18 protein-coding genes are annotated in these 13,829 nt (G+C 61.3%); all 18 read right to left on the reverse strand.

The window, feature by feature from the left end; all coding sequences use genetic code 11:
• Window positions 1–6: 6 nt before the first annotated feature.
• Window positions 7–663 (reverse strand): phage tail tape measure protein, encoded by a 657-nt coding sequence (locus HGT1_RS11845; protein WP_176250142.1) that lies wholly within the window; start codon window positions 661–663, stop codon window positions 7–9.
• Window positions 660–833, reverse strand: coding sequence for a rcc01693 family protein (locus HGT1_RS11850; RefSeq protein WP_176250233.1), 174 nt, complete (start codon window positions 831–833; stop codon window positions 660–662). The genes HGT1_RS11845 and HGT1_RS11850 overlap by 4 nt, the downstream gene beginning before the upstream one ends.
• A gap of 32 nt (window positions 834–865) precedes the next feature.
• Entirely contained in the window at window positions 866–1,180 is a 315-nt protein-coding gene (locus HGT1_RS11855) for a gene transfer agent family protein (RefSeq protein WP_176250143.1), read from the reverse strand.
• A 3-nt stretch (window positions 1,181–1,183) separates the two neighbouring features.
• Window positions 1,184–1,624, reverse strand: a complete 441-nt coding sequence (locus tag HGT1_RS11860) for a phage major tail protein, TP901-1 family (protein WP_176250144.1) — start codon at window positions 1,622–1,624, stop codon at window positions 1,184–1,186.
• 36 nt (window positions 1,625–1,660) lie between these two features.
• Window positions 1,661–2,071: a DUF3168 domain-containing protein gene (locus HGT1_RS11865; RefSeq protein ID WP_176250145.1), complete on the reverse strand. Its 411-nt coding sequence runs from the start codon at window positions 2,069–2,071 to the stop codon at window positions 1,661–1,663.
• A complete protein-coding gene (locus HGT1_RS11870) occupies window positions 2,068–2,406 on the reverse strand; it encodes a head-tail adaptor protein (protein WP_176250146.1) in 339 nt (112 codons plus the stop codon). Before HGT1_RS11870 ends, HGT1_RS11865 begins: the two co-directional genes overlap by 4 nt.
• Window positions 2,403–3,002, reverse strand: coding sequence for a hypothetical protein (locus HGT1_RS11875; RefSeq protein WP_176250147.1), 600 nt, complete (start codon window positions 3,000–3,002; stop codon window positions 2,403–2,405). Before HGT1_RS11875 ends, HGT1_RS11870 begins: the two co-directional genes overlap by 4 nt.
• 166 nt (window positions 3,003–3,168) lie before the next feature.
• Window positions 3,169–4,344 carry a phage major capsid protein gene (locus HGT1_RS11880; protein ID WP_176250148.1) on the reverse strand — a complete coding sequence of 392 codons (1,176 nt, stop codon included), beginning with the start codon at window positions 4,342–4,344 and terminating at the stop codon, window positions 3,169–3,171.
• Complete coding sequence (locus HGT1_RS11885; protein WP_255200183.1) at window positions 4,345–4,983, reverse strand: HK97 family phage prohead protease; 639 nt, start codon at window positions 4,981–4,983, stop codon at window positions 4,345–4,347. It lies immediately after the preceding gene.
• A gap of 38 nt (window positions 4,984–5,021) precedes the next feature.
• Window positions 5,022–5,246, reverse strand: a complete 225-nt coding sequence (locus HGT1_RS11890) for a hypothetical protein (protein ID WP_176250150.1) — start codon at window positions 5,244–5,246, stop codon at window positions 5,022–5,024.
• On the reverse strand, window positions 5,239–6,417 hold the full coding sequence (locus HGT1_RS11895; protein WP_176250151.1) for a phage portal protein: 1,179 nt from the start codon (window positions 6,415–6,417) through the stop codon (window positions 5,239–5,241). The genes HGT1_RS11890 and HGT1_RS11895 overlap by 8 nt, the downstream gene beginning before the upstream one ends.
• Before the next feature lie 177 nt (window positions 6,418–6,594).
• Entirely contained in the window at window positions 6,595–7,821 is a 1,227-nt protein-coding gene (locus HGT1_RS11900) for a DNA-packaging protein (protein WP_176250234.1), read from the reverse strand.
• A 623-nt stretch (window positions 7,822–8,444) separates the two neighbouring features.
• Window positions 8,445–9,629 (reverse strand): endolytic transglycosylase MltG, encoded by a 1,185-nt coding sequence (mltG, locus tag HGT1_RS11905; RefSeq protein WP_176250152.1) that lies wholly within the window; start codon window positions 9,627–9,629, stop codon window positions 8,445–8,447.
• Window positions 9,629–10,888: a beta-ketoacyl-ACP synthase II gene (fabF, locus tag HGT1_RS11910; RefSeq protein ID WP_176250153.1), complete on the reverse strand. Its 1,260-nt coding sequence runs from the start codon at window positions 10,886–10,888 to the stop codon at window positions 9,629–9,631. Before fabF ends, mltG begins: the two co-directional genes overlap by 1 nt.
• A gap of 86 nt (window positions 10,889–10,974) precedes the next feature.
• Window positions 10,975–11,508, reverse strand: a complete 534-nt coding sequence (locus tag HGT1_RS11915; protein ID WP_176250154.1) for a GNAT family N-acetyltransferase — start codon at window positions 11,506–11,508, stop codon at window positions 10,975–10,977.
• A gap of 176 nt (window positions 11,509–11,684) precedes the next feature.
• Window positions 11,685–11,918 (reverse strand): acyl carrier protein, encoded by a 234-nt coding sequence (locus HGT1_RS11920; protein WP_005852881.1) that lies wholly within the window; start codon window positions 11,916–11,918, stop codon window positions 11,685–11,687.
• Window positions 11,919–12,119: 201 nt separating this feature from the next.
• The gene (gene fabG / locus HGT1_RS11925) at window positions 12,120–12,857 is read right to left on the reverse strand and encodes a 3-oxoacyl-[acyl-carrier-protein] reductase (protein WP_176250155.1); all 738 of its coding nucleotides are present in this window, start codon (window positions 12,855–12,857) and stop codon (window positions 12,120–12,122) included.
• Between the two features lie 11 nt (window positions 12,858–12,868).
• Window positions 12,869–13,801, reverse strand: coding sequence for an ACP S-malonyltransferase (gene fabD / locus HGT1_RS11930; RefSeq protein WP_176250156.1), 933 nt, complete (start codon window positions 13,799–13,801; stop codon window positions 12,869–12,871).
• Window positions 13,802–13,829: the final 28 nt, after the last annotated feature.

A 13,829-nucleotide genomic window follows, 5' to 3' on the forward strand; every position in this document is an offset into this window, starting at 1 on the left:
GCTCCTTTACCGGTTGCGGTTGCCGCTGTTCAGCGCCCGTGACATCTGCGCTGCGATCTGGCTTTGGCTGCGCTGGAACCCCTGCACATCCGGGGTCGAGATATTCATGACCACGGTCGTGCCCCCACCGCCGCCGCCCTTCACGCCCAGCTTGCCGTCCGGACCACGTGCCAGCGGCATGATCGCCTCCGGGCCCGCTTCGCCCATAACGCCCATGCCGCCGCGCATCCCGAATGCCGTCGCATTGCTGACGATCCCGCCTTGCGCAAAAGGCATGACCTTGCCCTGGGAAAACGGTGCCCCATTGGCAAAAGGCAAAATCCCCTGAACCAACGATCCGACGCCCTGACTGATCAACCCGCCAAAGTGATCGGCGACCGGTTTCATCGCGGCGTTATAGGTCGTGTTGACCATCGACCGCGCGACCGTCGACAGTGCATCCGACAGTTTCATCCCATCGAATGCCACCCCGTCAAAGGCGCGTCGCAACCCGCGGCTCAACCCCTTTTCCAAACTCGCCACGTCCTTGCCCGTGCCGGCAATCGCGGTCCGCATCCGGCGCAGTTCGCTGTCAAAACCGGATACCAAAGCGCTGGTTTCAGCCAATGTGCCGTTCAGCCGCTCCGCCCCGTCCTCAAGCCCGTCAAACGTCTCGTCTGTCATGTCTTTTCCCCTTCCGATGTGTCGGGATAGGCCGCCATCAACGCGGTCAATCCGTCGCTCAATAACGGTGCCTGTGCCCCGGTTGTGCCCAGCATCAACTGCAACTCGGCGGGCGTCAGCGCCCAGAAATCCGCAGGCGTCAGCCCCAAGCCCTTAAGGCCCGCGCGCATCAATGCTGGCCAATCAAGCCCCGTTTGCACTGTCACGAAGGCACCGCAAACGCCCGTGCCAACAGCTCGGCAGCTGCCTTGGCCGCGGCCATCGGGCCACCGTCGATCTGTGCCTGTCCCAATCCGGCTTCCGTTGTCTCGAACCCGCCCGCGCGCAAGCCGGCGACCAGCAAGCGCAACACGTCACGGCTGGAGAAACGGTTGCTTTCAAACCGCTCGACCAAAGCCACCAATGACGGCTCTTCCAGCGTCTCTTCCAATTCGGCCAATGCACCCAGGGTCAGGCGCGCCACATGACGCTGCCCGTCAATCACCAGCGCGACATCCCCCCTCCAAGGATTTGCCATGCGCTAGACCCCGGTTTGCGGGTCAACGACCACGTCGGGCGTGAACACCAACTGCCCCGCCGATTGCAGGCTCAGCTCATAAGTTGCCTCGCCGTTCAACGATCCGCCATATTCAATCGCGGCCACCTGAAACGGGCCTTCGATGATGCCAAAGCTGGGGATGATGATCTGGAAATCCGGCGTCAGCCCGTCAAAGAACAGCTGCCGTGCGCGTTCATCCGTCCCCGCATCGCGAAACACCCCCGACCCGCTGATCGCGGCGGAACGCACACCGGCACCGGCCAGCAATTCGCGCCACCCGCCGTCACTGTCCAAAGACGTGACTTCAACCGGTTCCGCGTTGAAACTGATGCGCGTGGCCCGCAAGCCCGCGATGGTTTCAAACTGACCATCCGTTGTCATATCTACTTTGACCAAAAGGTCCTTACCTGCTTGAACGCTCATCTCGGTTCTCCTTGAAAATGAAAATCATTGCTTGCCTCAGCCGTCCTGGACCCGTGCGCGAAACTGCATGTCAATCTGGCGCAGCTGCGTGGCGGCGATAAATCTGGCCGTGGCGCGCTCGAACCTGAGGCTCACCAGATGCCCCCTGCTCAGCCCAAGATCGGCGTTGTGCAAAATATCACTGACCGCAGCCGCCACCTGCTTGGCACCGGCAAATCCGGGGGCATCGCTGACAACAGAAATCCGGAACCGGTGCATGGCCCCCGCGCCTGACCCGTCAGACGCATCGCGCACGTCTTCCTCGCCCAAGCGCAGATATAGCGGCGGCACATCGCCCGTAGGGGCCGCGTCAAAGATCGCCCCCCCGACCAAACCCGCCAGACCTGCATCGGCCGTCAGCGCGGCAAACACCGCCTGCTGCAAAGGGGCTGTCATGGCATAGCTCATACGACCAGCTCCTCTTGTGCGAGGCAGATAAGATAGCGCCCCTGCGGATCACGCTCGGCCACGGTCTCAATGCTGTAAACCCGATCCCCGTCGCGAAACCGCTGCTCCGGCTTGGGCCGCTCGGCGCTGCCAAAGGGTGCTGCACGCAGGCTGATCGCATATCCCATCCGGCTGACCGCGACTCCGGCGCTGCCGTTCTCGCGGCCACTGCGCGCGACGACTTCGGCCCAGACTTCGCCCAAGGCGGTCCACGCAACCTGATACCCGCCCGCCCCGTCGCCCTGACGCGTTGGGGTCTCCAGCACCAGCCGGCGGTTCAGGTGCGGGCCCTTCATTGGACCGCTCCAAACCCTAGGCGCACCGATTTATAGCGCTCAATCAGACTGCTGACCCCGAACGGCATACACCCGTCGCTCAGGCTGGTTTCATGGCGAAACTCGTAGTAATGCGCAGCCAGCAAGAACACCGCCTGCTGTAAATCGGCAGGCACCTGCCCCCAGGCCGCGCCAAAGCCCGCGTCAATCACCAAGGTCACAGACCCGCCCTTGGGCACGCCGGGCAAAGCAGCGCCGGTCGAGCGCAAAACAGGGCGCTGCGCGTCCCGCTCCAGCCAATAGCGCTGTGGGTCGATCACCGTCTCGGCCCCGTCACGCGCCACAATGGTCACGGTACTGACAGCATGCACAGGGGCCAAGGGCAACGCTTGTGCATCCACGGCCCGCCACCCCGCTAGGGACCAGTGAAACACCCGTCGCAGCAGGGCCTTGCCGGTGCGCGCCTCGATCGCGGCCAGGGCCGCGCGCAAAAAGCTGACCAACACCTCGTCTTGCAAACTGTCGGTGCCAAAACCGCTCCCCAGCCGCAAATGCGCCTTAAAGGCATCAACGGGCAATGCGGTATCCGGCACGCTTGTCTCTTCGATCAACATCATGGAACGTCTCCAAAATTTCCGTTCTTCCCTGTCCCCTGAAAAGGAACCCGGACGCGCACCAGGCTGCATTGCTCGGTCGGAGGGAGCAGCTAGACAATGCACCCAAACCTTGCGGTACGCGCCCGGACCGGGGCCAAGTCGCCCCGGCCCCGTGTTCGACGCCGCTTTACGCGATGCCGAATTTCAAAAGCTTGATTGCCGCAAAGTCGCTGACATCGCCGCCCACACGCTTGGTGGCGTAAAACAACACATGCGGCTTGGCGCTGAACGGATCACGCAGGATGCGCAAGTCGGGCCGCTCTGCCACGGTATAGCCCGCCGCAAAGTCACCAAACGCGACCGAGAATGATCCCGTCGCCACATCCGGCATGTCCTCGGCCACCAGCACGGGATAGCCCATCAGGCGGGCTGGCTCGCCCTGCGCCAGGCCGTCCGACCACAAGAAACGCCCATCCAGATCTTTCAACTTGCGCACACGGCCGGCGGTTTTCGAACTCATGACAAAGCTCGCATTGGCGCGGTACTGCGCACCCAGCGCATAGACCAGATCAACGACTGAATCGGCCGTAACCTCGCCATCAACACCCGTCGGCACATAGCCCAGATTGCCCCAGGTCCAGATTTCGTTGTCGATCTTGCCATGCGCCAACACCCCCTTGGGCTTGTCGATACCATCGCCGCTGATAAATGCTGCCGCCTCGGCGCGCGAGAACTTGTCGGCAATTCGCCCGGCCAGCCAGCCTTCGATGTCAAAGGCGGAATCGTCCAGCAGACGCTGCGACGCCTTCGGCAAAGCGCTCAACTCGTGCAACTGCACGGTAATGCGATCAATCTGCGGCGTGTCCGTTTCCCCCACAGATCCGGCCTCCGTGGCCCAACCGGCCCCGACATCGGTGTGATCTACCAATACGTCATAGGATGTCGCCTCGACCTGCACGACCGACGCAATCGCGCGGATGGATGCCGTGGCATTCAACACCGACTTCACCCGATCCGAGGTCTGCGGATCGACCAGATACCCCCCATCCGAATTGACGGCAGAGGACAGCGATTTGCTCTCCATCTCAAGGCCGCGCAACCCGTCATCATCACCATTGCGGATATAGGCGTTCATTGCCTTTTGATGGGGCGCACCCGTTTCCACAGCACCGCCCAAAGGTGTACGCGCAGGCAAAGTCATTTTACGGTCCAACATAGTCATTCGCTCTTCTGTTTGTTGCAACTTGGTCGTCATTTCGGCCTGAAAGCCTTTGAAATCCCGCACAAAGCCGGTCACAGCCTCGCGGACTTCCTCTGCGGCGGACGCAGGTGCGCCACGCGATTTGGTTTCCATCTGATCCATTCACTTACCCTTGGTTAAAGTTGGAATTTTTTGGCGTGCCGCGATGGCCTGCATCTCGGCCCGCGCGCCTTGGAACGCCTCCGCCATCTCGTGCAGCACGTCTTCCACCGCGACGAAATCACTCTTTGCGGCAACCCGCGCTGTGGGCAGCATCGGAAAGGTCACCAGCGACACTTCCCACAGGTCCAGCTCGGTCAACATCCGCTGGCCAGCGTCGTTCTTTGCAGCCCGTACCGTGCGATAGCCGATGCTCAGCCCGTCAATGGCCCCCGCCGCGATCAAGGCCGCGGCTTCACGCCCCCGTGCCACACTGTCCAGAATACGCCCCTTGACCCACAGACCGCGCGCATCCTCGCGCACCTCGTCCCAGACGCCGATGGGCTGACCGGGATCGTGCTGCCACAGCATCTTGATCCGGCGTCCCGCCTTGCTCCCCGTGGCAAGCGACGCGGCATAGGCCCCCTTGCGCACGATATCTCCCCCCTGATCTGCCGCCCCGAACAAACTGGCGTAGCCGCTGATCTCGGTGCCACCCTCTACGGTGATCCCTTCCCCGAAACGGGCGAACTTATGCTCCAGCCCAGCGCCGTTCACAGGCAAGCCTCTCTCGTTCCCCGACCAATGGACGGGGCTAAACATGTCACTTTCCATGACTGCCTCCTTTGAAATTCATTTCCCTAGGGCTGGACCACCAGAAACGATTGCACCCCTTGCGCCAGAATGACCGCCACCACCCCATAAACCGTCAGCCACAACCGCCGCTCCAGCCGCTCCATCATCTCCTCCAGCCGGTCCAACCGCTGCAAAAGGTTCTCGTGATGGATCGCACTCACCCGCTCATGCGCCTGCAACCTCAATCCCGGCGCACATTCGAACTGGTCCAGATGGCTTGGCTCACGCATCAGCCGCCACCGCAGGCAACCCCAACAGGCTGCGCTTCTCCGCCTCACTCAGAAAATCGGCCGCAGCCACACGCGCCCATTGGGCATCGCGCTCTTGCGCCAGGGCCGATACCTGATCCAGATCCGGTTTCAACGCGACCGCCTCCCCCGAGAACCCTGACAACCACTGCGCCAATGCCGCCGTCACACGGGTCGCCAAAGGCAACACCGTCAACCGATAGAAAGCCCGATGCGCCTCCTGATAATTGGCATAGGTCGCATCCCCCGCGATCCCCAGCAACATCGGCGGCACCCCAAAGGCCAAGGCAATCTCGCGCGCGGCAGCCTCCTTGGTCTTGTGGAACTCCATATCCGAAGGCGAGAACCCCATAGGCTTCCAATCCAGCCCGCCTTCCAGCAACATCGGCCGCCCCGCATTGCGCGCGCCCTGATGATGGCTCTCCATCTCGGTGACCAAGCGGTCATACTGGTCATCACTCAACTTACCCTGACCTTCCGCCCCCCGGTAGATGATCGCACCCGACGGGCGCGCCGCATTGTCCAACAACGCCTTGCTCCACCGCGAGGCCGAATTATGCACATCCATCGCCATCGCCGCCGCCTGCATGGGGCTAAACCCGTAATGATCGTCCTGCGGATGAAAATTCTTGATGTGACATACCGGTGGCACGGACCCGCTGGCATCAAAGCGGTGCTTGCGCCCCCCGACAGCATATTCATAAGCCACAGGCCAGCCATCTGCACCGGGCACCACCGACATCCGGTCGGACCGCAACACATGCAACTCGGCCGGCACGCCTGCCTCGCCGCCCACAGCCTCGACATAACCGTTCCCCGACAACAGCAACTGCCCGTAAAGCGCCTCCAGCAACTCGGCCCGCCCTTGCGCCCCGTTGGGACGGCTCACCAACCCCATCAACGGATGCGTGTCATAGCGCCGCTCGGCATCCTGCAACACCAGTGGCAAAGCCGCGGCCGCCTCGGCAATCAACTTGACCGACCGAAAGCCGACAGGATTCCCGCAAAACCCGACCCGCGTCAGGCTCACCGCATCCCGCGGGCTCCAGGCCACACGACCACTGGTCTGATAGGCAACCACAGGCCCGGTGGCCGATGCCTTGCGCTCGGGCAGATCAACCGCCGCCCCGCGCCTTAGAAAATCAAAAACCATATCGCCCCACTCCTGTGCCCGCTTCGCTCAACTGCTGCGCATCGTCCGCATATTCAAAATGCCACCAAAGCTTTAACGCCGCCAAAACCGACCGTACGCTGCCCCCGCAACACCGCCCCCAATTCATTTTGCCAAACAAACTCTCCCCGAAGGGCCGGCCCGCCACACACGCCCCCCTCACAGCAACCGCACCCCCGGTGCCCGCCAATGCGCCGCAGGCTCGATCATCAACTCGTGCAAGGCCCACACCAAGGCATCGACCCGGTCCGGTGACCCACTCCCCTCATAGCCCCGCGCCGTCATCCGGCACATCTGGTCTTCCAACGCATCAAGGCCCGCCACATGACCGACCCGCCCCTGCTCGTACAGGGCCGCCACAGGCTCGGCCCGTGCAACCTTGCCCCGTGACGCATGAACCGACTTCAAGGGCACCAGCGGGTCGATCTGGCGCAGCACCTCGCCGACCATCAGCCCGCCCTGATTGGTCTCGACCACCAGCCGGTCGGCACCATGCTGCTCCATCGCTGAAATCGCGGCCCGCGCCCAACCTGACGGCGTGGCCCCTTGCACGGTGCAATCGGCCAGAACAACCGCCCGCCAGTTCTGCGGCGGCCCCTTGGTCTGCGCGCCAACCACCACGATCCCGCATTCATCCGACCCCGACCCGGCGGTCGTCGCAGGATCGACCCCGACGACAATCCGGTCAAACGCGGGCACGTCGCGCAGCCGTCCGCCCTCGATCATCTCCGAGGTCCACAGCGCCCCTTCGGCATCCGCCAGCAACACACCGTCCAGTTCCTGCCGCCCCAACCGCGTCCCGCGATAACGCGCACGTACTTCTTCCAGAAACGACCCCGCCAAATTCGCGGCATTCGCTTCCGTCGGCGCATGGGTGCTGACCGTTGACGGCGACGCCAACAGCTTTTTCAGCACACCGACATTGCGCGGCGTCGTGGTCACACAGACCCGTGGGTCATCCCCAAGCCGCAACGCAAACTGCAACTGGTCCCAGGTTTCCTCGGCCTTCTTCCACTTGGCCAGCTCGTCAACCCAGGCCCCGTCAAACTGTGGCCCGCGCAAGCCTTCGGGGTCATGGGCCGTATGCACCGTCGCCACCGCACCATTGGGCCAGACCAGCCGCTTGCGTGTCGCCTCCCAATCAGGCCGGCGGTCCGCAGGCGAACAGGCCAGAATGCCGCTATCCCCAAAGATCATCACCTCGCGCACCTGCTCGATCGTCTCGCCCACCAGCGCCACGCGGCGGCACCGCCCCGCATCCAGGGGCCGCGCACCTTCGACCATCGACCTTACCCATTCGGCACCGGCACGGGTTTTGCCCGCACCCCGCCCGCCCAAGATCACCCAAGACCGCCACGCGCCTTCGGGCGGCAGCTGATGCGGCATCGCCCAGAACTCGAATAAAAAAGGGAGAGCCATAAGCTCTCCCTCATCCAGTTCATTCAGAAACTGGTCTTGCAGCGCCGCATCGGCGGAGCCGATCCAGCTTGCACCCGATCTCAGCCCGTGCCCGGTCAAGATCAAGGGCATACCCCCCTCGAGCAATGCCCGCTTGTCTGTTCCTACAGTCATTCAGATAACTCTCCACTTTGACGCAGGTCGCCACCATGCCGCTGGCTTTACCCAGTGCCTTTGACGCCGCAGTTTCGTTCAGTTCCTCCCCGGATGTGGCCTGTTCTCTCAGGCTCTCGATTTCACGACGCAGGTCGCGGATTGCCGATTGAAGCGCTTTGAAATGCTCTTCGCTCGTCGCAATCTCTTGCTCCGGGGTAATCATAGTCATTTTGCTCTTACCTCTCGTTTGGAACCTCCAAATCCGAGCGAACACGAAAAAACGGCCACCGGAAATTAATCCGGGGCCGTTTGCCCATTTCGTCTAGCATGCCTAGATATCTACGTCAGAGCGGTCGCAAAGTCAAGGAAAACAAAGTTACCGAAACCTTCCAACCCCTTACGATGGTTAAGGAATTCTTAAAATCCCCACCCCACCCACAAGGCCAACCCCAAGGTCAGTCTCCCCCCGTTGATGCGTTGCCCGCCGCTGCTGCACCACGCTCGGCTTCAATCACGCGCCAGGCTGCGACATTGCGGTTATGCTCCTCCAGCGTCACCGCAAAAGCATGTCCGCCCGTGCCGTCCGCAACAAAGAAAACATATTTTTCTTCAACGGGTTGCGCCGCCGCCATCAGGCTCGCAAGACCGGGGTTTGCAATCGGCGTGGGCGGCAATGCCGGAATGACATAGGTGTTATACGGCGTCTCTGCACGCAGCTCGCTGCGGCGCAAACCACGGCCCAGAATACCCTCGCCCTTGGTGATCCCGTAGATCACCGTGGGGTCGGTCTGCAACCGCATCCCTTGGTTCAAACGGTTGATGAACACACTTGCCACCTGCCGACGTTCTTCGGGCACACCAGTCTCTTTTTCGATGATCGACGCCAAAATCAGCATTTCTTCGGGGGTTTCAATCGGCAGACCGGGGTCGCGCGCTTCCCATGCCTCTGCCAAACGCCGCTCTTGCGAGGCTTGCATCGCCGCCAAAACCGTAGTGCGATCCTGACCTTGCCGCACCTCATAGCTGTCCGGTGCCAACGTCCCCTCAGCAGGCACCGCATCAACGGAGCCTTCCAGCAAATCAATCGACTTCAACGCCTCGACCACCTGCCAGCTGGTCACACCTTCTGCCATGGCGATACGGTACCGCGTGTCGGCCTGGGCTTTGGTCTGGGTGTAAACCTCGGGCACCTCATCCACACCGGGTGTGAACTCGGCCCGCTCCACGAAACGGCTGGTTGCCGGATCCAATTCGCGCACCTGCGTGCTGATCCGGTTGATCCCGATGCGGTACACGACTTCGGTACCGCAGGTGCTGGCCCCGCCCCGTGTGACCGTGTCCACGATCTCTTTCATGCTGGCTTCGGGCTCGATCAGATAGCTGCCGAACTTCAGATCATTGGTCTTTTCTTCATACTTGGACCCAAGCCGGAAAATCGACGCCGAACGCACCGCGCCCTGCTCGGCAAGGTTATCGCCGACAGCCCGCATGTTCGATCCACGCTCGACCTGCAAACAAATCGCCTGCGACAGCGGTCCGGGCGCGTCATACTGCCCCCGGCCCCAGATAATGACGCCCCCCAAAAGGAACAGCGCCAAAATCAGGAACGTCACTGCGTTAGACGCAATATGTCTCCACATTAGGAAATCTTTCCGAACAACACGCTCGCGTTGGTGCCGCCAAACCCGAACGAGTTGCTCAGCGCGACATCAATCTTGCGCTCGACCTTCTTGTTCGGTGCCAGATCAATCTTTGTCTCGACCGCAGGATTGTCCAGGTTGATGGTGGGCGGTGCCACCTGATCACGGATCGCAAGGATCGAGAAAATCGCCTCGATCGCGCCGGCGGCCCCCAACAGGTGCCCCGTGGCGGATTTGGTCGAAGACATGGTGACGCCGCCGACAGCATCCCCCAACATCCGCTCGACCGCGCCCAGCTCGATCACATCCGCCATGGTCGATGTGCCATGCGCGTTGATATAGTCGATGTCTTTTGGCTCAAGCCCCGCACCGCGCAAGGCACTGCGCATGGACCGTTCAGCGCCGTCACCATCTTCGGCAGGTGCAGTGATGTGATAAGCGTCGCCAGACAGACCATAGCCCAGCACTTCGGCGTAAATCTTGGCACCGCGCGCTTTGGCGTGCTCGTATTCTTCCAGCACCACAATGCCCGCCCCTTCGCCCATGACGAAACCGTCACGGTCCGCATCATAGGGACGGCTGGCTTTCTTGGGGTCGTCGCCACGTTTGGTCGACAAGGCCTTGCACGCGTTAAAGCCGGCAATACCGATTTCGCAAATCGCGGCCTCGGCCCCGCCTGCAATCATCACATCGGCGTCGCCATGCATGATCAAACGGCTTGCGTCGCCGATGGCATGGGCCCCGGTGGAACAGGCCGTCACAACCGAATGGTTCGGACCACGGAAGCCATAGCGAATCGACACCTGCCCCGAGATCAGGTTGATCAACGCGCCGGGCACAAAGAACGGGCTGACGCGGCGCGGGCCTTTTTCATGCATCATGATGGCCGTGTTGGCGATGGAATTCAGACCACCAATGCCCGACCCGATCAGAACACCGGTGCGTTCCTGATCTTCGCGGTCGGTGGGCAACCAACCTGAATCCTCGATCGCCTGCTGGGCAGCGGCAACACCGAACATGATGAACGTATCAACCTTGCGCTGCTCTTTCGGCTCCATGTATTTGTCGGCATTGAACGTGCCGTCGGTGCCATCACCAAGAGGAACCTCGCAAGCGTATTGCGTGACCAAACGACTGGCATCAAAGCCCGTGATCGGCCCTGCGCCCGATTGACCGTCCAAAATTCTGGACCAGCTGGCCTCGACCCCATCGGCCAACGGCGTCACTAGCCCCAAACCTGTCACCACTACTCTGCGCATATCCAAGCCCCTTGGTGTTTTTGTGCGTTAACCGGCTATACCTTGGCAGCGTGTCGAATTTCAAGACGCGATGCATCGCTTCGATTTCAGACGGGCGGGCCTTTGCGCGTCATCAGGCACACATCCGTGCCCTCGACCGCAACTTCGCGCAGCGCGACATAACCCAAGGCCTGCGCCAGATGCAGCGACACTTTGTTCTGCACATCAATCATGCAAACCGTGCGCCCCGTGACCACGCGATCAAACCAGTCATGGGCAGCTTTCGCAGCCTCCAGCCCCAATCCGCAGCCTTGCGCATCGGGGGCCAAGACCCAACCGGCCTCGGGGAAAGGGTCGAAATCATCCCCGAATCCGCGCGACCCAAAGAAAAATCCGGTTTGCCCGGCCATTTCGCGGGTGCCATGCGGCTGGATCGCCCATTGCCCGAATCCGACAATCTGCCAATGCCCCGCATTGCGCAAAAACGCGTCCCAAGACCGCGCCTTGGGCCAGGGTTTGCCGCTGATATGGGTGACAACCTCGGGCGTGGCCCAGATTTCGGCATAGCGCGCGAAGTCTTCTGAGCGCATGGCCCGCAAGGTCAGTCTGGCAGTGTTGATCGTCGGGACAGCTCGGGACATATGGTGAATTGCTTTCACGCTGATTGTTTTGTGCCCCCACTGTCACCCAAGCCCGCCCATTGAGACAAGCAAGAACCAACCGCGCAAATGAAAAACGGCGCCCTTCCGCTGTGGAAGAACGCCGTTTCAGAATTATTCTGCCGACCAACCCGCCAGGCGGGTCAACGGCGCAAAGCTTAGGAAGCTTCTTTGATGAACTTCACGGCGTCGCCGAAAGTCTGGATGTTTTCAGCCGCATCATCAGGGATTTCGATGCCGAATTCTTCTTCGAACGCCATCACCAGCTCAACAGTGTCGAGGCTGTCTGCGCCTAGATCGTCGATGAACGATGCGTTCTCGACAACTTTGTCTTCTTCAACACCCAAGTGCTCTACAACGATCTTCTTTACGCGGTCTGCGACGTCGCTCATAATCAGTCCTCATTCATTCGGGCAACTCTTGCCCTCTTCTGTTTCCGCCCAAAGCCGAAAGGCCCGTTTGGATCGTGCCCCGAAGGGCGGCTATGGTCCTTGTTGACACAAGGCATGGGGGGCAATCAAGCCTTCCCAAATTCAAATCTGCGCCTCCTTTAGCATAAGACGCAGCTTTGGCAAACGCTTTGCAGCGCGAGGTCACAACATGGCCATACCACCGTTCACATGCAAGGTCGTTCCTGTGACATAGGCGGCTTCGGCACTGGCAAGATAAACGACAGCGGCAGCAATTTCGGATGGCTCGCCCATGCGGGCCGCCGGAATCTGCGCCATGATTCCCGCTTTCTGATCATCGGTCAACTTTTCGGTCATCGCCGTTGTGATGAACCCAGGCGCAATCGCGTTGACCGTGATCCCACGGCTGGCGACCTCATAGGCCAGTGATTTCGACATCCCCACCATGCCCGCCTTGGACGCGGCATAATTGGCCTGACCGGGGTTGCCCGTCGCCCCCACGATGCTCGAGATGTTCACGATCCGGCCCCAACGCGATTTCATCATGCCGCGCATCACGCCTTTGCACAGCTTGAAGGTCGCGGTCAGGTTGACGTTGATCACCGAATTCCATTCATCATCCGACATGCGCATGAACAGGTTGTCGCGGGTGATACCGGCGTTGTTGACCAGAATATCAACCGATCCCATCGCCTCGATCGCCTGCTTGGGCAGGGCTTCGACCGCGTCCATATCGCTCAGGTTACAGGGCAGCACATGGGCGCGCTCGCCCAACTCGGCCTTGAGCGCCTCCAGCGGCTCTGTCCGTGTGCCAGACAGCCCGACGGTCGCACCCTGCGCATGCAAACTGCGTGCGATATCCGCACCAATGCCACCGGACGCACCTGTGATAAGCGCATTTTTTCCTGTCAGATCAAACATATACCCGTCCTTTATTTCTGGTTCATCGCAGCGGCATCTGCCGCGGTGCCAACATTCACGCAAGCGATGTCTTTGTTGATGCGGCGGATCATGCCGGACAAGGCCTTGCCCGCGCCGATCTCCCAAATCTCGGTCACGCCCTGCGCGCCCATCCATTCAACCGACGACAACCAGCGCACCTGCCCGGTGACCTGTTCGATCAGCAATTTGCGAATCTGGTCCGGGTCGCTGACAGCTTGCGCGATCACATTCGCAACCACCGGCACCTTTGGCGCGTGCATGGTCACATCGGCCAGCGCGCCGGCCATTTCCTCGGCTGCGGGGGCCATCAACGCACAGTGAAACGGTGCAGAGACAGGCAACAACAAGGCCCGCTTTGCCCCTGCCGCCTTGGCCAGATCAAGCGCGCGTTCAACGGCGGCCTTGCTGCCCGATACAACATTCTGCGCGGGATCATTCTGGTTGGCGACCTGACAGACTTCGCCTTGGGCGGCCTCGGCTGCGACCTGTTCGGCCTGCTCAAAGCTAAGCCCCAGCAACGCGGCCATTGCCCCCTGCCCGACCGGCACAGCGGCCTGCATGGCGCGCCCACGGATGCGCAGCAACCGCGCGGTATCGGCCAGCGAAAACGTGCCCGCCGCACAAAGTGCTGCATATTCCCCCAAGGAATGGCCCGCAACATAGGCGGCTTTCTCGACCGTGATCCCTTCGGCGTTCAACGCGGCCATTGCCGCCATCGATGTGGCCATCAACGCAGGTTGCGCGTTTTGGGTCAGGGTCAGCGCCTCGGCGTCACCTTCCCAGATCAATGTCGACAGTTTCTCGCCAAGCGCCTCGTCGACCTCGTCAAAGACAGCCTTGGCTGCCGGATAGGCGTCTGCCAGATCGCGGCCCATACCGATGGTTTGCGCGCCTTGGCCCGGATATACGAATGCAATGCTCATAAGGTCCCCCCGTTTTTCATTGGAACGG

The sequence above is a fragment of the Sulfitobacter sp. HGT1 genome, assembly GCF_013282155.1.
In the GTDB taxonomy this organism is placed as follows: domain Bacteria; phylum Pseudomonadota; class Alphaproteobacteria; order Rhodobacterales; family Rhodobacteraceae; genus Sulfitobacter.